The sequence below is a fragment of the Mesorhizobium sp. M1078 genome, assembly GCF_040318615.1.
Lineage (GTDB): Bacteria > Pseudomonadota > Alphaproteobacteria > Rhizobiales > Rhizobiaceae > Mesorhizobium.
This window is the reverse complement of sequence record NZ_JAMYMP010000010.1, coordinates 21431-43603: the sequence shown is the minus strand read 5'-3', so window position 1 is coordinate 43603 and position 22173 is coordinate 21431. Positions and strand designations below refer to the sequence as shown.

At 57.6% G+C, this 22173-nt stretch carries 15 protein-coding genes and 3 pseudogenes; 7 read left to right on the top strand and 11 right to left on the bottom strand.

From position 1 onward, the window contains the following. Window positions 1-3: 3 nt before the first annotated feature. Complete coding sequence (locus NKH38_RS15480) at window positions 4-1257, bottom strand: sarcosine oxidase subunit beta family protein (RefSeq protein WP_352762850.1); 1254 nt, start codon at window positions 1255-1257, stop codon at window positions 4-6. 908 nt (window positions 1258-2165) lie between these two features. Between NKH38_RS15480 and NKH38_RS33380 the strand changes: the two are divergent. Continuing rightward, window positions 2166-3541: pseudogene (locus NKH38_RS33380) on the top strand (ISKra4 family transposase); the annotation flags it as partial. A gap of 266 nt (window positions 3542-3807) precedes the next feature. On the opposite strand, the pseudogene NKH38_RS15465 reads toward NKH38_RS33380, so the two are convergent. Both NKH38_RS15465 and NKH38_RS15460 read right to left on the bottom strand, forming a co-directional pair. Further along, window positions 3808-4129, bottom strand: a pseudogene (locus NKH38_RS15465) (3-methyl-2-oxobutanoate hydroxymethyltransferase); the annotation flags it as partial. A 35-nt stretch (window positions 4130-4164) separates the two neighbouring features. Continuing rightward, window positions 4165-5619, bottom strand: a complete 1455-nt coding sequence (locus tag NKH38_RS15460) for an aminotransferase-like domain-containing protein (protein ID WP_352584758.1) — start codon at window positions 5617-5619, stop codon at window positions 4165-4167. A gap of 334 nt (window positions 5620-5953) precedes the next feature. Here NKH38_RS15460 and NKH38_RS15455 point away from each other — a divergent pair, with 334 nt between their 5' ends. The 4 genes from NKH38_RS15455 (at window position 5954) to NKH38_RS15440 (ending at window position 10244) form a co-directional block, all read left to right on the top strand. Next, a complete protein-coding gene (locus tag NKH38_RS15455) occupies window positions 5954-7171 on the top strand; it encodes an NAD(P)/FAD-dependent oxidoreductase (protein WP_352584756.1) in 1218 nt (405 codons plus the stop codon). Between the two features lie 21 nt (window positions 7172-7192). Next, window positions 7193-7549, top strand: a complete 357-nt coding sequence (locus tag NKH38_RS15450; RefSeq protein ID WP_352762857.1) for a Rieske (2Fe-2S) protein — start codon at window positions 7193-7195, stop codon at window positions 7547-7549. A gap of 185 nt (window positions 7550-7734) precedes the next feature. Continuing rightward, on the top strand, window positions 7735-8709 hold the full coding sequence (locus tag NKH38_RS15445; RefSeq protein WP_352584752.1) for an aldo/keto reductase: 975 nt from the start codon (window positions 7735-7737) through the stop codon (window positions 8707-8709). 113 nt (window positions 8710-8822) lie between these two features. After that, window positions 8823-10244, top strand: coding sequence for an aldehyde dehydrogenase family protein (locus tag NKH38_RS15440; RefSeq protein WP_352762859.1), 1422 nt, complete (start codon window positions 8823-8825; stop codon window positions 10242-10244). Between the two features lie 849 nt (window positions 10245-11093). On the opposite strand, the gene NKH38_RS15435 is transcribed toward NKH38_RS15440, so the two are convergent. The 7 genes from NKH38_RS15435 to NKH38_RS15405 all read right to left on the bottom strand — a co-directional run bounded on the left by NKH38_RS15435 (window position 11094) and on the right by NKH38_RS15405 (window position 20099). After that, window positions 11094-12524: a M20 family metallopeptidase gene (locus NKH38_RS15435; RefSeq protein WP_352584820.1), complete on the bottom strand. Its 1431-nt coding sequence runs from the start codon at window positions 12522-12524 to the stop codon at window positions 11094-11096. A gap of 693 nt (window positions 12525-13217) precedes the next feature. Continuing rightward, entirely contained in the window at window positions 13218-14855 is a 1638-nt protein-coding gene (locus tag NKH38_RS15430) for an ABC transporter ATP-binding protein (RefSeq protein WP_352584748.1), read from the bottom strand. Beyond that, entirely contained in the window at window positions 14848-15672 is an 825-nt protein-coding gene (locus tag NKH38_RS15425) for an ABC transporter permease (RefSeq protein ID WP_352762861.1), read from the bottom strand. Before NKH38_RS15425 ends, NKH38_RS15430 begins: the two co-directional genes overlap by 8 nt. An 8-nt stretch (window positions 15673-15680) precedes the next feature. Then, window positions 15681-16631, bottom strand: a complete 951-nt coding sequence (locus tag NKH38_RS15420; RefSeq protein ID WP_352584745.1) for an ABC transporter permease — start codon at window positions 16629-16631, stop codon at window positions 15681-15683. A gap of 12 nt (window positions 16632-16643) precedes the next feature. Then, a complete protein-coding gene (locus NKH38_RS15415; protein ID WP_352762864.1) occupies window positions 16644-18224 on the bottom strand; it encodes an ABC transporter substrate-binding protein in 1581 nt (526 codons plus the stop codon). A gap of 261 nt (window positions 18225-18485) precedes the next feature. Then, a complete protein-coding gene (locus tag NKH38_RS15410; protein WP_352584742.1) occupies window positions 18486-18944 on the bottom strand; it encodes a Rieske (2Fe-2S) protein in 459 nt (152 codons plus the stop codon). A gap of 12 nt (window positions 18945-18956) precedes the next feature. Then, a complete protein-coding gene (locus NKH38_RS15405; RefSeq protein ID WP_352762866.1) occupies window positions 18957-20099 on the bottom strand; it encodes an amidohydrolase family protein in 1143 nt (380 codons plus the stop codon). A 232-nt stretch (window positions 20100-20331) separates the two neighbouring features. On the opposite strand from NKH38_RS15405, the pseudogene NKH38_RS15400 reads away from it, so the two are divergent. Both NKH38_RS15400 and NKH38_RS15395 read left to right on the top strand, forming a co-directional pair. After that, window positions 20332-20647: pseudogene (locus NKH38_RS15400) on the top strand (DDE-type integrase/transposase/recombinase); the annotation flags it as partial. A 250-nt stretch (window positions 20648-20897) separates the two neighbouring features. After that, window positions 20898-21743 carry an HpcH/HpaI aldolase family protein gene (locus NKH38_RS15395; protein ID WP_352584738.1) on the top strand — a complete coding sequence of 282 codons (846 nt, stop codon included), beginning with the start codon at window positions 20898-20900 and terminating at the stop codon, window positions 21741-21743. A gap of 44 nt (window positions 21744-21787) precedes the next feature. Here NKH38_RS15395 and NKH38_RS15390 read toward each other — a convergent pair whose 3' ends face one another. Beyond that, on the bottom strand, window positions 21788-22030 hold the full coding sequence (locus tag NKH38_RS15390) for a DUF4158 domain-containing protein (RefSeq protein WP_352584737.1): 243 nt from the start codon (window positions 22028-22030) through the stop codon (window positions 21788-21790). Between the last annotated feature and the right edge of the window lie 143 nt (window positions 22031-22173).

The window sequence follows — 22173 nt, the reverse complement described above, 5'->3', positions numbered from 1 at the left end:
GCCTCACTGCAATTGCGGCTGCGCACCCGCGCCCAGTTCATCGATTAATAGTCCTCTCGCGAATCGATCGAGTCGGTAGGCGCGCGCGGTCTCATGAGGAGTATCGGTAGCGAGCAGATGGGCAAAAGCGTAGCCACTGGCGGGCGTAGCCTTGAAGCCCCCTACGCACCAGCCTCCGTTGAAATAAAGGCCTTCAACGCCCGTTCGGTCGATAATCGGCGAACCATCCATCGACATATCCATAATGCCGCCCCATTGCCGCAGAAGTCGCACGCGTCCAATCATTGGCATAATGGCCATGGCCCCTTCGCATACCTCCTCAAGCAAGGGCAGATTGCCGCGCTGTGCGTAGGAGTTATAGCCGTCGATATGCCCACAAAATACCAAGCCTCCTTTGTCGGATTGGCTTACGTAGAAGTTCCCAGCGCCGAACATGATCACACCCGGAATGGTGGGCTTTAGGCCCTCCGTCACGAACGCCTGCAAGACATGGCTCTCGATCGGAAGTCGCATGCCCGCCATCGCCATCACGCGGCTAGAGGAACCTGCCACCGCCACTCCGACCTTAGAAGCACCTATGTAGCCGCGCGACGTGTCCACGCCGCGGATCTTGCCGTCGACGATCCGAAAACCCGTGACCTCGCAATTCTGTATGATATCCACACCCCCCAGATCGGCGCCACGAGCGTACCCCCATGCAACAGCGTCATGTCGTGCCGTTCCGGCGCGCGGCTGCATAAAGCCGCCATGGATCGGAAAGCGTGTGCTGTTGTAGTTTAGGAAGGGCACCATCCTTTGTAGTTCCTGCCGGCTCAACAACCGGGCGTCCGCGCCGGACAGCATCATCGAATTGGCGCGGCGCCGATAGTTGTCGAGCTCCCAATCCGAGTGAAAGAGGTAGATAACGCCGCGCTGCGAGACCATCGAATTGAAATTCAATTCCTGCTCCAGTCCCTCCCAGAGCCTCAGCGAAAACTCGTAGAAAGGCCCATTCCCCGGCAAAAGGTAATTGGAACGAATGATTGTCGTGTTTCGGCCAACGTTTCCGGAACCAAGCCAACCCTTCTCCAATACAGCGATGCGGGATTGGCGGAATGATTTGGCTAAATAATAAGCTGTCGCAAGGCCATGCCCGCCTCCGCCCACTATGATATAGTCGTAAAACGGCTGCGGATCGGGATTGCGCCACAAAGGCTTCCACCCAGAATGACCTTTAATCGCCTCAGCAAAGACGCGAAATCCCGAAAATCTCGTCAATGGAGTCCCCGATAATACAAGAAGAACTACTATCTTAATACAAGGAAGAACTACTATCTCGTCATTGAAACGAGACGCGTCCTGCCGGATCTGATGGCGAAGAATAATGCTTGGGAGCAAACTGAAGACGCACAAAAGATGTCGAAAATGCGCCACCTGCATCAAAAATCCGCGGCGTATGATGTAGTTGTTTCACGTAGGAGACACTTTGGCTCTGATGGCGTTTTTGCAAGACGACGGCTCGACACATGAGGGAGCAGCGTAGTGCCGAGGAGCTCGCAGAGTCGCTTTGCGCGCTCGCGCGAGGGGCAGTCCTCTCACTTTGCGCGCTCGCGCGAGGGGCAGTCCTCTCAACAGTGATCCGCGCTTCCCGGATTGGGAAGATCCGCGCTCAATGACGCGGGCGTATAGCGCGCCGTGCCGATCTTATCACCTCTGGGAGCCTACCGACCAGCTCTGGCAGGACCGGACTGTCGCCGCCGCGGCCGGATGTGCATTCGACGGGGACGAAGTGGATGTTGCAGTGTAATCTAACGCAAGACGGACGTTGCTACGTTATCTCCATCCCGCCCGGATCAAAAGCGAACCGCGCATCGGCAGCGATCACAGGCAGTATTTCTTTAACAGCGAGGGCCAATCGGGCTATCCTCACTTCTAACTTAACGGGACGCTGGTCACGTTCAAGGGGCGTCGAGGCGCCTGCATCCGGAGGAAAACTTCTCGGCACGACGACGGCGGGCGGACTGTATCCACGTAGCGCGCCAATGCTTCCGCAACGGAGGGCACCAGCGGATAGATCTGGGCTTCTCGTCGCTTTAGGCGAGACCGGTAACTTCTCCGGGGTCGGCCACGATTTGTTAGCACCGCTGGTCCATCACCATCGCTTTTGTTGCGGAGAAAGTGACGCGATGGAGTGGACGATCTCGATCGAGGGGAAAAGCGCGCTTGGCGATGTCTGTCGGCAAGAAGTTCGGATTGAGAAAAGCGACGAACGCTTGCTCGACGGTGATATCGGCCTGTCGATTCGACGACGGCAAGAAAATCATGACGGCCCTGCAAAGCGCGGTCGTGAACCACGAGGCGGATACCTATGCCCTTTCTCGCCGGGTCTGCCCCGATTGCCACACGTTTCGGCCGGTCAAAGACTATACGATGCGCCGAATTCGAACGGTCTTTGGTACTGTGGAGGTTCGCAATCCACGATGGATGCTATGCCAGAACTGTCACCCAGGAATGGTAGCCGCGTTCGCGCCGTTGAAGGAAATCTGTCCGGATCGGGCAACGTCCGACCTGATGGAACTGACGGCGCGACTGGGAAGCATGATGCCGTACCGGCAGGCCGCCAGCGTGCTCGCCGAATTCCTGCCCATCGAACCGACCGAGACTCATGCGACCGTGCGAAAGCGGACCATCAAAGTCGGCGAGCGGCTCGACGACCAGATCACTGAGGAAACCTGGCGCGCGAGAATGCAGATGGAGGAACGACATCAGCTCGAAATGCAGCTTCCTGGCGATCGACGCAAAGAGTTCGTCATCAGCATCGATACGGCGCACGTTCGCAGCGCCGATCCCAATTCGGCGCGAAACTTCGAGCTCGTCGTCGCCAGATGAGGTCGCGGAGGTCGGGGAGACGTCGGCGGTCGCTACTTTGTCACCGCCAATACTGACCAACCTGCGATACGCGATCGAGCGCTTCACGCTCTTCGGGAAGAGGGGTATTGCGGCTTTGGGGACGTCACCGTGATCTCGGACGGAGCCGAAATCCTGAAGCGGCTTCCGCGCGCCATGCCGAAACCGACGACCCACATCATCGACTGGTTCCACATCGCCATGAAGATCCAGCCCATGCAGCAGATCGCGGATCACGTGATCCGATCCCAGTCTGGTCTCGCTGAAACACTTCCGACCATCGGCAGGGACATCAGAGCCGTGAAGTGGCGTCTGTGGCACGGTCGCGGGGATCGCGCTATCCACGACCTGGAGCAGCTCTTGGCAAGCTTGCATGTCTCGCAAGGAGAAGGCGAGCTCTCAATGGTGCGCCTCCACAGCCTCGGGTCTCAGCTCCTCACCTACATCCGTTCGAACCGCAGTTGCGATCGTCAACTATGGAAAGCGCTACCAAGCAGGACTTCGCGTGGCCACGACCCTTGCCGAGTCGGCAGTCAATTCCGTGATCGCCAAACGCATGGTCAAGAAGCAGCAGATGCGCTGGTCTCTACATGGTGCTCACATGCTAATGCAGGTTCGGACAGCCGAGATGAATAGGGAGCTTCGCGACCGACTGCGGACACGATTTCGAGCACCAGAGCCGAGCGTGCCTTCACTATTCAAGCCCAAACCTCCCTACTGTCCGCCGCGTAACCCAGGAGAAGTTACCGGTCTCGTTTGCCTCATAGCGGGCAACAACACCCCCGGTGCAACGAGGAGGTGGTGCAAGCCCAGAGATGGGATGCGAACAAAAAAGCGGCTGTCGTTGAAACATGTCCAAAGACAGCCGTGTGACCCTGCGTGGCTGGGGTTAATGCCATTCGCAGGTCAGGAGGTGCTTGGCGCCGCCATGCCGATTGTCGGGACATCGAGTTCGTCCGCGATGCGTCGAGCCGGTGGCTCCGGGATCTGTTCCAGAACGACCGAAAACGCGCCGGCTTGCGCGATGGCCAGAGCGTCCTTGACGATCTGTTCGCCGGCCTCGCCTCTGCCTTGGACCAGATAGCCTCCCAAGATTTTGACCGCCTGCGGCGTCAAGCCGACATGTCCCGTTACAGGGGATGCCACGCGCGGTGAGGAAGGCGATCGTTTCGGCCATTTGAACTCCACCCCCGATCTTGACTGCCGCCCAACCCGTTTCCGTCATCAAGCGTGCTGCGTTTCGAGAGGTTGTTCAGGGACGCTTCGATCTGATGCTCATCACCGCCCGACCGACTTGTGCATCATCTCACCCAGTTTCGCCAGATAAGTTTCGTTCTGAGCGATCCATGGGAACGAGAAGTTAAGCGCAACGAAGTTTCGGAAGGAGGCCTCGATCGAGAAAATAGGACCTGGGAGAAAACTGAAGTCGGATTCTATCGCGTGAAGTAAAGCGCTAGTAGCGTCGAAGCCGACTGGCCCTCGTACCCAGCACATGTACCCGCCGACGGGAGGCGATACAACACATTCACTGGGAAAATGTTTTGCCATTAAATCGAGGCCCCGTTGCATTCTCGCGGCAAGTGTGCCGCGCAACTGCCTCAAATGTCGATCCTGACTACGGGTAGCCAGGAACGTGGCGATCGCGCGCTGGACAATACCATCACCGCTGTTCAGTCCATGTGCATACTGGTGAGTCATCAAACGTCGTGTGTGGGTGCCGGCAATGATCCAACCCAATCCATACGCTGGCGGGAGCGAGGCCATGAAACTCCCGAATTGCACCACGATATCGGACGGATCGTGTTGTTTGAACGAAGGCTGTCTGCTGCCATCGTAGTTCAGGTCGCTGAACATGTCATTTTCGAGAATAAGGACCTGGTGTTGGCGAGCAATTTCCACAACACGGCGCATTGTTTGCTCGGAATAGGTCACGCCTGTGGGATAGTGATTGGAGCCCATAAGCAATGCCACGCGAACCGAATTAGAGCGGACAAGATGCAGGAATTGTTCGGGATCGATGCCGGAGCGCGGGTGGGAATAAATTTCCACCACGGAGAGGCTCTTGCGGTTCAATCCGGCCAGCATTGGAAAATAAGAAGGACTTTCGACAAGAATGACGTCTCCTGGCTTGGTAAATGCGTTGAGGCACATGTCGAAGCACGACATGCCAGTGTTGCCGACAACGATTTCCCCGTGCGCTACGACGCTTCCCCGCCTTGATGCGCGGCGAGAAATTTCATGTCGCAACTGCACGTCGCCTTGTGGTGAATCGCACCCAACAAGCCTGGTCTCGCCTTGGCGCAAAAGCTGGCGCAAAAGCCGGTCTATGTCGTTGCGGTCGAATAGGTCCGGACTTGGGTAGAAGCTGCCGAATGCGCCAAGCTCATTTGAATACCAAATATGTAGCAAAGCCTCAGGCAGATTTTTTACAGTCTCTCCATGGACATCGTGGCCATTCTTCCCTGGTTCTGTCACTGGCGCTGGAACACCGACGACATAGAAGCCCGACCGGGGCCGTGCCTCGCATACCCCCTCAGCCTCCAAGAGCTCGTATGCATGATGCACTGTCATCGGGCTATAGCCGGTATCTTCGCTTAACTGCCGGACAGACGGCAGGCGATCACCGACTCTCAGAGTCCCTGTGCGAATGCCGCGCTTGATGAGGTCAACGACAAATTCGTAGCGGCGCATAGCCACTGTCTTGGAAATATGGGGCATAGGATTGGAGTTCATACCGTAAATGGCACCTGCGATGTCTGCACAAGAAAGCTGTTTTACCTCTAAACGAACAATGTGGCAGTCCGATCTGTTGCGGTGCTAGAGCCTTCTGCACTGCCGTAGTCGGCGATCCAACAATATGGATCCTTCTGGACCGGCAAAATGCACAAAAGCCACCTATTCCGCGGAGCACAGTTTCTGGCAAGGAGGCGTTTCGAGGTTTTGCTTTGGAAGCTTGGCCGTCTGTGCTGAATGAATTCGCTGGAATTTGACACTGGTGCATCTCCAGATTTTTGTTTCTTTTGTCATATTGGCAACGTTCAAATTTGCCAGGCGCTGAGGAAGGTTTATGGAAACGGTCGTTATCATCGGAGGAGGGCTAGCAGGACATCGTGCCGCCACAACGCTCGCCGAGCTGTGTCCTGAGCAGCGCACGGTGCTGATTCATGGCGAGAGCGGGACACCCTATGACAGGCCGCCGCTGTCCAAGGACTTTCTCTTGGAGGGCAAGAGGCCGACCCTGAAAGGGTCTGAGCTGTATGCAAAGGGCGTGGTTTTGCGGGATGGAACGAAGGCCACTCTCATCGACCCTCTTCGACGCATCGTCCATACTGACAACGGTGATCCGGAACACTACGACAAGCTTTTGATCGCAACGGGATCTCGGGTCCGGCAGCTGGAGAACTTCAATGTGGACCCAGCACAAGTTCATTATTTGCGCACCGAATCAGACGCTTTGCGATTACGCGCGGCTCTTGCGCGCGGCCGACGGCTGGCAGTTGTCGGCGGCGGTTTTATAGGACTGGAGGTCTCGGCGATCGCTCGCCGCTTGGGCTGTCAAACAACGGTCTTTGAGCTGGCGCCGCGACTGCTGCCGCGCAGCGCCTCGCTCTCCTTATCAGAATGGGTCGCGACGCGCCACGCGAGCGAAGGTGGTGAGCTCCGTTTGAACTGTGCAAATCTGCACATGTCGAATAATTCAAGGGGTGAGGTCCTTCTGACTTGGGATGGAGGGTCGGCCATTGCTGACATGGTCCTTATTGCCATCGGGATCGGGCCAAATGCGGAAATCGCGGCTGACGCCGGCATCGACACCGCCGACGGGATCGTTGTGAATGCACGCTGCGAAACGTCCGTCCCGGGAATATATGCCGCAGGAGAAGTGACGAACTATCCTGTGCCCGCGCTTGGCCGGCGGCTACGCAGTGAGAGCTGGACTGTGGCCGGCGATCAGGCAGTTGTGGCCGCACAAGTCATGTGCGGTCTGGATACACAGTATCAGGACCTACCTTGGTTCTGGTCCGATCAGTGCGGCGTAACCCTCCAGTCATTCGGGCTGCCAGCCCTCGCAACGCGCCTGTATCGCATCGGGGACGTCGTGAGCGAACGGTGGCTGGAGATTGGCACCGATGACCATGGACGTTTTGTCAGTGCCGTGGGGGTCAACCCCGGTCGTGACATGACGCAGCTCCGGCGAGACGCAAAGGCTGCCAAGCCCATATCTCCGGATATTATGAGCCGGGCCGAGGAAGTCGATCCGTCCGACCTATACCTGGCAGCTGGCTAATTACGGCAATCGGAGTGAACTGTGACAACAGCAGAAAAGAACATAGATACCGCGCTGCAAAATTCTGAATGGATAATACTTTGCGCCCTTTCCGATCTTGAAGAGGATACGGTAACGCCGGTCGAAATCGACGATAAACGGATTGCTATTTACCTGATCGACAACAAAGTATATGCCACCACCAACGTGTGTTCACACGCGTTCGCTCTTCTTTCCGATGGCTGGCTGGAGGGGACTCTTATTGAGTGCCCTTTGCATGGTGCTCAATTTGAAATCACCTCGGGTGAAGTGGTTCAAGGCCCGGCTGACTGCCCGATCACCGTGTTCGAGACGAAGGTGGAAGGCGGCCAGGTCCTGGTGCGTCTTCCCGTAGCGTAAAGTCGCGCCAGAGCAGGCCGAAACTCGCGGTACATTGGTGCGCGAGCAGGTATTCGAGTGCCTATGGCAGCGCCTTGGACAGACGGCGTCGTCTTTCGCACCAGGTGCCATCGGAGATCTGTGACATCGGTTCGGTCGTGTAAGCCTTGGGTTGCATCGACCAGCTCAAGTTGGGGAGGAACGGGGTGGATTACGTCAACGTTGGAAGGACCGGCCTCAAGGTCTCTCGGATCTGTCTTGGCTGCTTAAGCTTCGGCTTAACTGAGCGGCGCTGGGGTTTGAGCGAGGATCAGAGCCGACCAATCATCAAGCGGGCGATCGAAGGTGGAATCAATTTCTTCGATACCGCCAACACGTATGGCCACGGAGCGAGTGAGCAGGTTCTGGGCCGAGCTGTCCATGATTATGCCCGGCGCGACGAGGTAGTGATCGCGACGAAGGTCTACTACCCGATGCGGGCCGATCCAAACGGACGCGGCCTTTCACGCAAGGCGATCATGGCGGAGGTGGAGGGGAGCCTGCGCCGCCTTAACACCGATTATATCGATCTTTACCAAATCCATCGCTGGGACGACGAAACTCCGATCGAAGAGACGCTCGACTCACTACACGACGTCGTCAAATCCGGGAAGGTTCGGTATATCGGTGCATCCTCAATGGCTGCATGGCAATTCTGCAAAGCGCTCCAACTCGCTGGCAATCATGGTTGGACCCGCTTTGTCTCCATGCAACCGCACTACAATCTCCTCTATCGCGAGGAAGAACGCGAGATGCTCCCTCTGTGCGAGAGCGAAGGTGTTGGCGTCTTACCGTGGAGTCCGCTTGCGGGGGGGCGTCTCGCGCGCCCTTGGCAGGAAGAGCCAGACACCCTTCGCGGGCGGACCGACGAATTGAGCGCGGGCAATTACGCCCGAACACAAGAAGCGGACAAGATCGTCGTCGACCGTCTTACGTCGCTATCGCAAACACGGGGCCTCCCTCATGCGCAGCTTGCCTTGGCGTGGCTGCTTTCGAAGCCGGTGGTGACTGCACCCATCGTCGGAGTGACGAAGCCGCAACATCTCGAGGACGCGTTCGCGGCCGTCGGCATGAAGCTATCGGAAGATGAGGTCAAATTACTCGAGGCGCCGTACGTGCCACATCCAGTTTCAGGACTTTAGCTATAGGCGACGGGGACGGCAGCGAGAGCGCGCGACGCGATACGTTCAAATCAATCTCAATCGCGGACGGTCTTTGATTTCCCAAAAGAGTCGATCAAACTTAGGAGCGGTTGATGGTTCAGCGCATGAAATTCTACATCGATGGCATATGGACAGAGCCCACGTCGCCGAACCGAATGGCCGTAGTCAATCCTGCAAACGAAGAGACAATGTATGAGATAGCTCTCGGGTCGAAGGCTGATGTAGATGCGGCGGTCGATGCAGCCAAACGGTCATTCAACGACTTTTCCAACACATCACGCGACGAGCGCCTCGCACTCCTGGGAAGAGTTATCGATGTTTACCGTTCAAGGTTTGCAGACATGGCGGCATCCATTTCCGACGAAATGGGCGCACCTTTGGGGCTTGCAGACAGAGAACACGCTGCAGCGGGCTTGGCCCATTTTGAAACGATCCGCAGTGTCCTTGAGAAGTACAGCTTCGAGGAGACAATCGGCTCGTCGCTGATCGTGCGAGAACCGATTGGTGTAGTGGGGATGATTACGCCGTGGAACTGGCCCATGAACCAGATAGGGGCCAAAGTCGCGCCAGCGCTCGCGGCTGGCTGCAGCATGGTCCTGAAGCCTTCTGAGTTTACGCCAAGTTGCGCATTGATCTTCACAGAGATTTTGCATGAGGCTGGCGTGCCCCGCGGTGTATTCAACCTCGTCAATGGCTTGGGGCCTGAGGTTGGTGTTGCAATGAGCGAGCATCCTGACATCGACATGATGTCCTTCACTGGTTCGACGCGCGCGGGCGTAGACGTGGCCATCCGATCTGCCGCAACCGTCAAGCGTGTCAGCCAAGAACTAGGCGGAAAGTCGCCCAATATCATTTTGGATGATGCAGATCTTGAGCAGGCTGTCGCCAGCGGCGTCGCCTACATGATGCTCAATACTGGCCAGTCATGCGACGCACCCAGTCGAATGATTGTCCCCGCAGCCAAGATGCGGGAGGCCGCGCGCATAGCGAAAATGGCTGTGGACCAGATGAAGGTCGGGGATCCGCGAGCGGTAGCCACCACCCACGGTCCCGTCGTCAATCGGACTCAGTGGGAGAGAATTCAAGCGTGGATTGAAAGGGGTCTTGCAGACGGCGCGACGTTGGTCGCAGGCGGCACAGGCCTGCCAGGGGGCCTTAATAAAGGCTATTATGTTCGACCAACCATTTTCGCGGATGTAACGTCCGATATGGCAATCGCGCAGGAAGAGATTTTCGGCCCTGTTTTGGTGCTGATGAAGGCCGAGGATGAGGCGCACGCGATACGCATCGCCAATGATACTCCGTATGGTCTTGCCGGCTACGTTACGTCTGGATCGGTCGAGCGTGCTCGCAACGTTGCTCGGCAGATTCGAGCGGGCAGTGTCAACATTCAAGGGGTTTTTGCTGATTATGCCGCGCCATTCGGTGGATACAAGAGGTCGGGAAACGGCCGTGAATGGGGAAGATTCGGGATGGAAGACTTCTTAGAGACAAAAGCGATCGCGGGCTACTAAATCGGATGATCAACAGCGTCCCTTCGCGACCGATTAGCGGCGCACATTCTATCCAGCCGGCCGCGATGTCGGTGAGCACGAGGACGCATGAAACTGCGGCGAGCTATGGGCGACGAGGTCCGCCCCACGAAGCCTGACGCAGGATGGGATCTTCCCGTTCCGCCGACGTCCGAGTGGACTATCGGAGGTTCCGTGTCAGGGGGGTAGTGGGAAGAATGGAGAATAATTCCCAATGACCCGACGCTGAGAACCGAGGATCCCTGATGCGATTGTCGACAAGCTCCTGGCCGGCGCGCCTATGCGAAGACGATCTTCGACCCAACGGCTTGATGCTTGATGGACGAACTGAAGAAGGCGGCGGCGGATTATCAACGCCGAGATGGATCACCATCTCCATGGCCGGCAACAGCCGTAACGGCTACCGCAAGAAGAGGATGAAGGCGACAATGGCGCTTTCGGCATCCACCCGCCGACATCTGCACAGCTGCGGTCTCACCCAATTCCGCCGCCGACGGCTTCTCCATGGCCAGGTACTTCTTTGGCGATAGCGTCCACTTAATCGTTTGCGGATACTATCGCCTCAAAATAGGAGGCGGCCCCCGTACGGATACGAAAATACATCGTGCGTCGATTGTTTCGGATAGACGTCATGGCGCCGCAGCGGATGCGCTCTATTCGCTCGTGGTCACACGACGGTTCTACGGCGCTCAAGACAGACTCTTACGTCCGCCTCGGGTGCTTTGTCACCAGGCACCGCCTGTGCCTTGCGCATAAGGGAGCAGTTCGGCCAGCGCTTCCCTGTATCCCGTTGCGATGCTGTGCGCGTGAGCGAATATTGAGAGCTCGGCTTTATAGCGCCTTCCCACGCAAATCACTGGGCGTGACGTCCAATGGTATTGGGCAGAGGTATGGGCGCCCCCCCGTTTGTTGCTTCAACTCCGCCTTTGCACGAGCGATGATCTCTGGATTGCGTATGCAATCTGCCGCCGTAGAAGCCATGACCTTGGCAGCCAATATCATCCCCTTGTGGGCCGCCGGCAGATCGCCTTGAGTGACCAGCTGCCAACTGTGGAAGGACGTGCCAATGGCGAAACAGGCTGTTTGACACTGTACAGTGGGCACGATCCAGCTGACGTCGCCCACATCTGTCGAGCCGAAATCGAATTGGTCTGTCCCTAACGGTAGAAGGCTATCGTGGAGAAGGTTGTCCTTAAGCGAAACATCGCGACCCACGACGCTGGCCAGCGCATCTTCATCCGTAAGCGCCATCTTGCGAAGCTGCTTGGCGAACTCATAGTCAGCCCCATCAAAGGGGGGCGGGCCGACACGGCGCATGTTCTCGTACATAACATCATACAGCGCTTTGTTAGGCAAAATGTTCGAGTAGCCGCCAGTGATTTGCACTTTGACAGATGTCTCGGTCATAAGCGCAGCGCCTTCTGCAATCTTTTGCACGCGCGCGAACACCCGCTCAGCATCTTCCCAGTTCGGAGAACGAATAGAATAAGATGACTCGGCATACGCCTGCACGACGTTGGGGAACTCACCGCCAGCGTTGATAATGGCATAGTGAACGCGAGCGTTTGAGGGCATGTGCTCGCGCATGTAGTTGACGCCAACATTCATTAGCTCGACTGCGTCGAGCGCGCTGCGCCCCAGATGTGGATCCGCCGCCGCGTGCGCTGCGCGACCGGTAAAGGAGAAACGAGCCCACTTTGCGGCGTTGCAGGACTTTGTTAGCACTTCGTTAACCACCGCCGGATGCCAGCAGAAGGCGACATCGAGATCGTTAAAGGCGCCGGCTCTGGCCATAAAGGCCTTACCCCCTCCAGCTTCCTCTGCCGGGCAGCCGTAAAAGCGCACGGTACCTTCAATACGTTCGGCTGCGAGCGCGTCCTTTAATGCAACAGCTGCAAGCGCCGAGCCAGCGCCGAGAAGATTGTGCCCGCAGCCATGACCTGGTCCACCCTCGGTCGAGCTGGGCTCCGTTGCACTCGAGACTTGAGCAAGATCGGGAAGCGCATCGTATTCTCCGAGAATGCCGATTATGGGGCTGCCCTTGCCGAGTTCAGCGATGAAGGCGGTTTTCATGCCGCCGACATTCCTGGTGATACGAAAACCTTCGCGGTCGAGCATAGCGATGTGCTCTGCAACCGAGCGATGCTCCTCAAATGCTATTTCTGGCATTGCCCAGATGCGGTCGCTTAAGGCGCTGTAGTCGGCAGCTTTCGCATTCACGTGACGGACGATTTCATCAAGGCTAAGAGGGTCATTTTCCATAGTTACTGAATTCCCTGAGTCACTGCTGTCGTTCAAGCGGGTAGGTCCTGATTGTTAGAATTAGTCCGCTCTCTGAAGAGCCATGCCCGGTTAATGTACATTCGGTTCTCTCGATGAACTCGGTTCCGCCAAGCGAATTAAGCATTGAGCTCCAACACATCGGTAGATGCAGATCGCAGAAAATCGCATCAGTACAAAGCCACCCTCAGGTGCCTTAGTGACCGTGGCAGCCTGACGCCCAGAGATAAGGAGCGCGTCTGCGTTAACCCGGTTCTTTGCTTTTGTGAGGCGAGCCGGCGGAGTCCAATAAGCTCACAGGCACGCTAACGCAGAATCTGCTTTGATCGCGATCCTACTTGAGAGTGCCAAATCAGTACACCTGCAAAACTTAGATCACGCATCGTTATAATGCCGTAGCCGAATTCATCCGAAGGGGCATCGACGCCGGAACGCCAGTAGTGCGGTTCGAGCAACGCCGTAAGAATGCTCGTCACTATCTTGCAGCCTCCCGTTGCGTAGTCACCCACGATGTCTTCACGCGCGACCGGCTTGCCATTGCGTCATTGCGTTCTCTCGGAACCGAACGAGTGAAAAGACCCGGCTCGAAGGCCGGACAAGGTTGCGCGGATGGAGGGAGGCACCGGCGCAGGGGAACTTCATTGAACTGGTGTGGTATCGCGAAGAGTCACATCGCTAATTCCCCGCACTCGCCATCTTCCGCCCGGCGGTCGCCTTCTCCAGCCAGCCGAGCTCCATCTCCGGCACGGACGACAGCAGGAGATCGGTATAGTCGTCGAACGGCGGCTTCAGCACCTGGCTCTTCGCCCCATAGCGCACGACCTCGCCGCGATACATGACGGCGATGGAATCGGCGATCGACTTCACAGTCGCGAGATCGTGGGTTATGAAGAGGTACGCCACCTGCTCGATCTGCTGGAGATTGAGCAACAGCTTCAGGATACCGTTCGCCACCAGCGGGTCCAGGGCCGAAGTTACCTCATCGCAGATGATGAGCTTGGGCTTGGCCGCCAGCGCACGGGCAATGCACACGCGCTGCTTCTGGCCTCCCGACAGTTCGGCAGGATAACGGTCGATGAAGCCCTTGCCCATCTCGATTTCCTCAAGTAGCTCCTTGACACGTCGGTTGCGCTCGGCACCCTTGAGGCCGAAATAGAAGGTTAGCGGCCGGCCGATGATGGTGCCGACGGTATGGCGCGGGTTCATCGCCACATCGGCCATCTGGTAGATCATCTGAAGCTGGCGGAGGTCTTCCTTGGTACGGCCGCCGAGTCGGTTGGAAAGCTTACGGCCCTCGAAGCTGATCTCACCCTGCTGCGGCGGCAGCAGGCCGGTGATCGCCCGCGCCAGCGTCGATTTTCCAGAGCCGGATTCGCCGACTACAGCCAGCGTCTGGCCGGGATGGATATCGACCGAGACGTTCTTCAACACCTTTAAAATGCCATTGCCGTAGGCGGCCGTGACGTTCTTCACCGATAGGATCGGTTTCGGCGTCGGCTGCTTCTCTTCGTGATCGAGACGGTGCACGGAGACCAACGCCTGGGTATAGTCCTGCTTCGGCTCCTTGATGATCTGACGGGCGGTGCCCGTCTCGACCATCTTGCCATGGCGCAGCACCATGATGTCGTCGGCCACCTGCGCGACAACGGCAAGGTCATGGGTGATATAGAGCGCGGCGACACCTGTGGCGTGGATTGCTTGCTTGATCGCGGCAAGCACGTCGATCTGCGTCGTCACGTCGAGCGCCGTGGTCGGTTCGTCGAAAATGATCAGAACCGGCTCGGGGCAGAGCGCCATGGCCGTCATCACGCGTTGCAATTGTCCGCCGGAGACCTGGTGCGGATAGCGCTCGCCAATATTTTCCGGGTCGGGAAGGCTGAGCTTGCGGAACAGCGCCACCGCCCGGCGCTCGGCCTCGACGCGGTTGGCTAAGCCGTGCTTGAGCGAGCTTTCCACCACCTGGTCCATCAGCCGCTGGGAGGGATTGAAGGCCGCCGCCGCGGATTGCGCGACATAGCATACTTCATGGCCGCGCAGTTTGCGAATGCCGTTCGTACCCTGCTTAAGGATATCGCGGCCGTTGAGGATGACCTCGCCGCCGGTGATGCGCACGCCGCCGCGGCCATACCCCATCGGCGAGAGGCCGATGGTGGATTTGCCCGCGCCGGATTCACCGATCAGGCCCAGCACCTTGCCCTTCTCGAGCGTCAGCGACACGTCATCGACGATGGTGATCGTCATCGGCTCTTCGCCGGGCGGATAGGTGGTGGCCTCAATGCGAAGATTGCGGATGTCGAGCAGCACATCAGCCATTGCCGCGCCCTCCCTTGAGATCGGTGGTGCGGTTCAGGATCCAGTCGGCGACCAGGTTGACGGAGATGGCGAGCCCGGCAATCGCCGCAGCCGGGATCAGCGCCGCCGGGATGCCGAAGACGATGCCATCCTTGTTCTCCTTGACCATGCCGCCCCAGTCCGCTGCCGGCGGCTGCACGCCGAGGCCGAGGAAGGAGAGAGCGGAGAGGACGAGCACCGCATAGATGAAGCGCAGCCCGAGTTCCGAAACCAGCGGCGAGAGCGCATTCGGTAGGATTTCGGCGAAGATCACCCACCACTTGCCTTCGCCGCGCAGTTTGGCGGCCTCGACGAAATCCATGACGTTCAAGTCCGATGCGACCGCGCGTGACAGGCGGTAAACGCGGGTCGCATCGAGAGTGCCCATGACGAGGATCAACGTGACCAGCGTCGAAGGCAGGACCGAGAGCACCACCAGACTGATGATCAGCGTCGGGATTGCCATCAGCAGGTCGACGAAACGGGACATCAACATATCGAACCAGCCGCCGACCACCGCAGCGGTGAAGCCGAGGATTGCGCCCATCGAGAAGGAAAGCAGTGTCGCCAGAACCGCGATAAGGATCGTCGTCTGGGCGCCATAGATCATGCGCGAGAGCAGGTCGCGGCCAAGATTGTCGGTGCCGAAGAGAAATTTCGCCGATATCGGCTCCCAGACTCCGCCGGCGATGTCGCCGAGGCCGTAGGGGGCGATCCACTTCGCAAAGATAGCCACGAGGAAGAAGAGGGTGGTGACAACAAGGCCGATCAGCGCGCCGGTGGGAATACGTCTTGGCATGGTGCTCCTTACCTCGGATGCCTGAGGCGCGGATTGGCGAGAATGGACGCCACGTCGGCCACGACATTGAGGAAGATATAGACGGCGGCGAAGATCAGGCCGACGGCTTGGACCACGGGCACGTCGCGCATGGCGACATGGTCGACCAGATACTGCCCCATGCCCGGATAGACGAAGATCACCTCGACGACGACGACGCCGACCACGAGATAGGCGAGATTGAGGATCACGACATTGATGATCGGGGCAAGAGCATTGGGGAGAGCATGCCTGCGGATGACCTCGAACGCCGTCAGGCCCTTCAGTTCGGCAGTCTCGATATAAGCCGACTGCATTACGTTGAGGATCGCGGCCCGCGTCATTCGCATCATATGTGCGAGGATGCCCAGGGTCAGCGCGGCGCAGGGCAGCGCGATCGCCTTCATCCTGTCGAGGAAGGGCATGCCGTCATAAACGGTAGAAATGCCTGGGAAGATCTGGAACTTCACGGCAAAGAAATAGACCAGCAAGTAGCCAATGAAGAATTCCGGCACCGAGGTGGAGGCAAGCGCCAAGCCCGAGATCAGCTTGTCAACCGGGCGGTTATGATGATGCACGGCGACGAGCCCCAGGATGACGGCAAGCGGGACCGCCGCGATGGCCGCCCAGAAGGCGAGGAACAGCGTGTTCCACAGCCGCTCCCTGATGGACGTGGCTATATCAAGCTTGGTCGTCAGCGCAGTGCCCAGGTCACCCTGCAGAATTCCGAACAGCCAGTGGAAATACCTGACATACGCAGGGTCGTTGAGGCCCATTTCCCTTCTGAGATTCTCGAGCGCAAGCGGCGTTGCCGTTTTGCCGAGAATGGCCTGCGCAACGTCGCCCGGCAGGAGATTGGTACCGGCGAAGATCAGAACCGAAACGGCGACTAGCAAAAGGATGCCCAGCGCAACGCGCTGGGCAATAAGCTTGGGAACCATGGTCGTGCGGCCTCAGGCCTGCAGCCAGCATTTGGACAGTGCGTAGCCGCCCATAAGTTCCTGGTTGCCATCCGTGGCCCAGCCGCCAACCTGCGGCCCTGTGGCATCGATGAAGTCGTTGAACATTGGAAGGATATTACCGCCTTCGTCGCGGACGATCTGGCCCATGTCGGAATAGAGCTTCTTGCGCTTGTCGGCATCGAGTTCACCGCGGGCCTGTACCAGCATCTGGTCGAACTTCTCGTTGGAAAAGTGTGACTCGTTCCATGGCGCTTTGGACTGGTACTCGAGGGAATACGTCATGTCCTGGGTCGGACGGCCGCCAAAATAGCTAGCCTTGAAGGGCATTTTATCGAATTCTGACCAGTAGCCGTCGCCCGGGTCGCGCTTGACCTCGATGGTGATCCCCGCCTTGGCCGCACTCGCCTGGAATAGCTGAGCAGCTTCCACCGCGCCGGGGAAGCCGACGTCGGACGTGTGAAGCAGCACCGATCCCGAGTGCCCTGACTTCTTGTAATGGAAGGCTGCCTTGTCCGGATCATACTTGCGCTGCTCCATTTCGGTAAACAGCGGATAGGTCTTGCTTATCGGCGTGTCATTGCCGAGGGAGCCATAGCCCCCCAGGATCTTCTGGACCATCTCCTCGCGGTCGATGGCATGTTTCAGCGCGAGCCGCAGGTCGTTGTTGTCGACGGGCGCCGTGTCGCACTGGCAAACAAACATATAGTGGCCACGGCTGCTAGCGTTGCGGATGGTGATGGCAGGGAAGCGCTTGAGGAGTTCAACCACTTTCGGATCGACACGGTTGATCATATGGACCTGCCCGCTTTGCAAGGCGGAGTTGCGCGCGGTCCCGTCGTTGATGACGACGATCTCGATCTGATCGGCAAAGCCGCGATCGGCGCGCCAGTAACCTCCGAATTTTTCGCCGCCAGATCGAACACCCGCATCGTGCACGGTGATCTTGTACGGACCGGTTCCGATGCCGGCGGTCGGGTTGTCGTTGCCGCCATTCGGCTGGACCACCACCTGGTGTGCGGTCATTATGAACGGAAATTCGGCATTGGCTTCTTTGAGCGTGAAGACCACGTTCTGGCCGTCGACGGCCATCTTGTCGATGCCCTGCAAAAGCGGGAACGCGCCGGATTTCGAGTTGGGCCCCGCATGGCGCTCGATGGTGGCCAGCACGTCGGCGGGGGTCAACTCCTTGCCATCGTGGAACTGCACGCCCTTACGGATCTTGAAAGTCCAGACCTTGGCATCCTTCGAGGGGCCCCATTCCTCGGCAAGTCCCGGCTGCACCTTTCTGTCTGCGTCCAGCTCAACAACCGTTTCGCCCCACTGACGGCTGAAGATAAATTGAAATGCATCCGTCAGAAGCACTGGATCGAGACTGTCCGTGGCCGCTCCACCCTGCAGCCCGGCTTTGAGCAAGCCCCCCTTCACGCGCCCTTCTGCCATTGCGGCCGTGGCAAGCAGGTTGTTGGCAAACGCTGCACTGACCCCGAGCACTGCGGCCCGACCTAGAAACTCACGTCGGGACAGCTTACCTTTCGCGACGCGCTCGCTGAGAAAACCCATTTCGTCAATCATCTTAGTTCCCCTTTCTCCGTGCATTCGTTGGTTTATTCTCTGCTACCCGCACGAGGGTTGCCTAGCTAGTTAATCGCCGCAGGTCGTGCGATCTTCCAACCTGCGGCTCGTCTCCGAAGAAGGCCTCATATTCCGATCGATAACGGCATGCGAGATTTCCACCAGCGCGCCGATGCCAGCATCGAAAGTGGCACACTTAGCTTATCGAGCTTGGCTGACATCCCATGTTTCAAACCGCTGCAATCAGCCTAGAAGGTCAACTTAGAGGTGTATGTAGAGAGTAGGTCGACGGCTACCGTTGGTTTCCTCGACCGACACACGGTAGGTGTCGACCGATGGATCCTCCTCCGTGCTCCCCACGTCGACGTCGGCGCAGTTTGAGGTCTTAAGCTCCACACTCACGGGATAGCCGCGCACGTAAATCTTGTGCGGATTGAACACGGACTGGCCCGTTTTGATCGCAAACTCCCAGCCGTGCCACGGACATCGAATTATTTCGCCTTCTTGCTCGTACTCGAACTGCCCTGGCGTTCCGCCCTTGACCATTCCGTCGATAATTCCTCTACACAGAGGCGCGGCTTTATGTGGGCAGCTGTTGCGAACGGCATAGTATTCGTTGTTGACGTTGAAGATCCCGACACTCCGGCCTGCTATATCGACAATGCGTCGTCCGCCAACCGGGATCTCGTCTGCGTAACAAACTTCATATTTCTTGGGCACCGGTACCTCTCCCTACGCGGCCTGAGAGATTGCTGGTAGCGACAGTTTGTATGTCTCGATGGCATTTTCTGCGAAGATGCGTCGGCGCAGATCCTCTGGCTGGTCGGACAACGTCATCATCGGGTCATCCGAATCCCAATGCGGGAAGTCGCTCGCAAACATCAGTGTTCGTGAACCACCAATCCAGTTGATAATCTGCTTTAGCGCTTCCGGATCGGCGGGCTCATCCAATGGTTGGGTGCCAAAACGAAAATGGTCCATCAGGTACTCACTTGGCAGCTTTTTTACCCATGGAGTCCACCGGCGAAGTCCCTTCCAATCGAGATCCATCTTCCACATCAGGGGCGCCACCCAGGCAAATCCGCTTTCGACCATCGCCACTTTCAAGGTCGGGAACTTTTCGAACACACCTTCGAAGATGAAGCTCGCTAGGTGCACAGCATAAGATGGCGGACGCAGCAGACGCATTTCGATATAGTAACTTGGCCATCCGGCCGCCGAGGGCGGCGGATTGATGCCCGTCCCTTCTGAGCCGAAGTGCATCGTCACCGCTAATCCGTGTCGGGCGCATGCTTCGTATATCGGATGATAAAAGCGCTGGCCAAAGGGGCGAGGTGCACCACAACTGAGCATGACTCCGCAAACGGAAGGATGTGAGCCAAGCCTTTCGATTTCAGCCGCTGCCCCAAGGGGGTCCTGCGAGTTGATGGCGAGATTAAGTCTAAACCTCGCATCCTTGGCGATCCAATGCTCCATTGAGTAGTCGTTAAAAGCGCGGCACAGAGCACTCCCATAGTCGACGTCGGCGAGCGCGCTCGCCGTTTGCGCAGGGCCGCCCGTAAGAACCCCCAAATCGATACCATGTGCGTCTAGCAACAGCTTACCGCAACTCTGCGCGTCGCCATTACTACCTAATATTTCGCCATTCTCTTGCGTTTCAAAATCCACCCGAGTTCCGTGATATCCTCCGCTAGAGGCGTGGGGGTCCATTTCAATGCCACCGAAGCCCCACTCCGCAAAACGCTCAGCATTGAACTTGCTGAGATAAGGAAATAGTTCCGATTTTGTCCGGTAGCAGTGGTGGACATCGGTGTCCACAATTGTGAGTTTTTTCCGACTGCTCTTGACTAACCCGGAATTCATCTTTTTCTCCATTGGTGTTCTCAATCGGGAGCATGAAGCGCACGCAGGTGATGTGCTTGTCAGGACGATGGCAGCTTTGTCAGCTCATTGAAATATACAGTTCGCCCCAAAGTTGGCCATCACACCAATGCAATGCTCGGCGTTGATACAGGGCCCGCTCAGCCCCCCGCGGGGGCAACCATAAGGAAATTGAGGCAGCAGCGCGCCTTATGACCTTGAGTGCACCCACCTACAAGAAGATCGGATCGAGATCGTAGCACGTGCTGTCTGGCTCTACTTCCGCTTCAATCTGAGCCTGCGCGATGTCTAGGAAATGCTGCGCTCGCGGGATCGTCGTTTCCTACGGAACCATGTGATGGTGCTGGAAGCACGGCTCTGATTATGCGCGCCGCATACGCGGCAAGGCGCCGATGAAAGACGATGTCTGGCGCCTCGATGAAGTCGTGGTGCGCATCACCGGTCAGAAATGCTGGTTGTGGAGAGCGGTTGATCAGGAGGGATATGTGCTCGACGAGATCGTCCAGACGCGCCGCAACACCAAGGCGGCCAGGCGCCTGCTGTGAAGCAGGGCCTGCCGCCGACACCGCGCTTTTCAGGCACCTGGTGTCGATGGGTTCGAATCTGTGCTGTGGAGCGGTTGGTCTGCGATGGGACCTAACGCGGCCACATTTCAAACAACGTGACAACGCCACGATCCGAGACCGACGCTCCGCGCTACAGTATTGGGCGATGCGCCCCTCCGCCAGCGTGGCCCCGTATTAACAGCGAACATCGCATTGGTGTGATAGGCAACTTCTGGACAAACTGTATATGTTATTAAGCGAAGAAATTTGCCAGCGTCCCCGCGTGAACAAATCACTTGGGTGCGCAAAGGTTCGAGAAATGGCAAAACATACGTTGGCTGAAACGATCAGGTCAGGAAAAGCCCAAATCGGCGGCTGGATGCACATTCCGCATGTGATCGTCGCAGAGACGCTGGCGCAGACAAACCTAGATTTTCTTCTGGTGGATGGCGAGCATGCACCCATTCCACCCGACGCACTTTTAGATATTCTTCCAGCGACCGAACGATACGGCATGCCTGTACTTTATAGGGTCGCCTGGAACAGGATTGAACTCATTAAAGCCGCGTTAGATCATGGTGCGAACGGCATCATGGTGCCGATGGTAAACTCCGGTGCCGAAGCCATCGAAGCTGTGTCGTCCGCAAAATATCCGCCTGCGGGCAAGCGCGGATCTGGAGCGTGGAGAGCATCTAACTATTACCAAAATGATGCGGAGTATCGCAAGGATGCGAACTCTAGCTTGGCCGTCATACTCCAGATTGAAACACGAGAGGCCCTCAACAATCTGGACGACATAGCCTCAACGCCTGGTGTCGACGCGCTTTTCATCGGCCCGGCAGATCTTGCCCTTTCCTTGGGTATGGAACCGGGAAAGCTGACGCCGGAGTTGCTGGATGCCTGTCAGGCAGTCGCGAATGCCGCTAAGAAGTACGGTATAGCATCGGGTAGTGATGTCGCATCCATAGACTATATGATGCGACTTCAAAAGCTTGGCCTCAGCTTGTTCACCTACGGTACCGACTCCAGTTTTGTTTTGGACGGCGGTCGCGCTGTAGCGAAAGATTTCCACGACGCGTTCCTCGGCACGTAGACTGCTGTCACCGAATTGCCTCAACGCAACGAGGACGCTGATATCTACGATCTGCTGCCCTTCAACTTCGCCAAAGCAACAGCAGCCTGATCAGACCAGATACCGTTCCCAATTCGAAGGCCATCCGTCGAAAGCGCCGGCGTCAACGTGCGGGGAAAATAGCGCTTACGGATTTCCGGCAAATCGGCCGGCGCAAGAGAATAGTGGCGGATCAGACTGTCTTCGTCGATCGGAATGTCGAGCAGCGTCTTTCGTTCGTGTTCTTTGAGAAGCGCACCTCTGGCCACTTTCCACTCCACGCTAGAACGGTAGTGGCCAAACCTCGGTCCAAAGCAGCCTAGCGGTACAGGAGGCAAATGGCGTATCCACAGCGAACATCCGGGCGTTCACTTTCCGTTCGGCCTTAGCGCAAGATTCTGAACAGCTCTTG

Excerpts from the sequence above, each read along its gene's own strand:
- NKH38_RS15460 (WP_352584758.1), bottom strand. The coding sequence starts at position 5,619 with ATGAACTCCAATCCTATGCCCCATATTTCCAAGACAGTGGCTATGCGC.
- NKH38_RS15455 (WP_352584756.1), top strand. The coding sequence starts at position 5,954 with ATGGAAACGGTCGTTATCATCGGAGGAGGGCTAGCAGGACATCGTGCC.
- NKH38_RS15440 (WP_352762859.1), top strand. The coding sequence starts at position 8,823 with ATGGTTCAGCGCATGAAATTCTACATCGATGGCATATGGACAGAGCCC.
- NKH38_RS15435 (WP_352584820.1), bottom strand. The coding sequence starts at position 12,524 with ATGGAAAATGACCCTCTTAGCCTTGATGAAATCGTCCGTCACGTGAAT.
- NKH38_RS15430 (WP_352584748.1), bottom strand. The coding sequence starts at position 14,855 with ATGGCTGATGTGCTGCTCGACATCCGCAATCTTCGCATTGAGGCCACC.
- NKH38_RS15425 (WP_352762861.1), bottom strand. The coding sequence starts at position 15,672 with ATGCCAAGACGTATTCCCACCGGCGCGCTGATCGGCCTTGTTGTCACC.
- NKH38_RS15420 (WP_352584745.1), bottom strand. The coding sequence starts at position 16,631 with ATGGTTCCCAAGCTTATTGCCCAGCGCGTTGCGCTGGGCATCCTTTTG.
- NKH38_RS15415 (WP_352762864.1), bottom strand. The coding sequence starts at position 18,224 with ATGATTGACGAAATGGGTTTTCTCAGCGAGCGCGTCGCGAAAGGTAAG.
- NKH38_RS15405 (WP_352762866.1), bottom strand. The coding sequence starts at position 20,099 with ATGGAGAAAAAGATGAATTCCGGGTTAGTCAAGAGCAGTCGGAAAAAA.
- NKH38_RS15395 (WP_352584738.1), top strand. The coding sequence starts at position 20,898 with ATGTTATTAAGCGAAGAAATTTGCCAGCGTCCCCGCGTGAACAAATCA.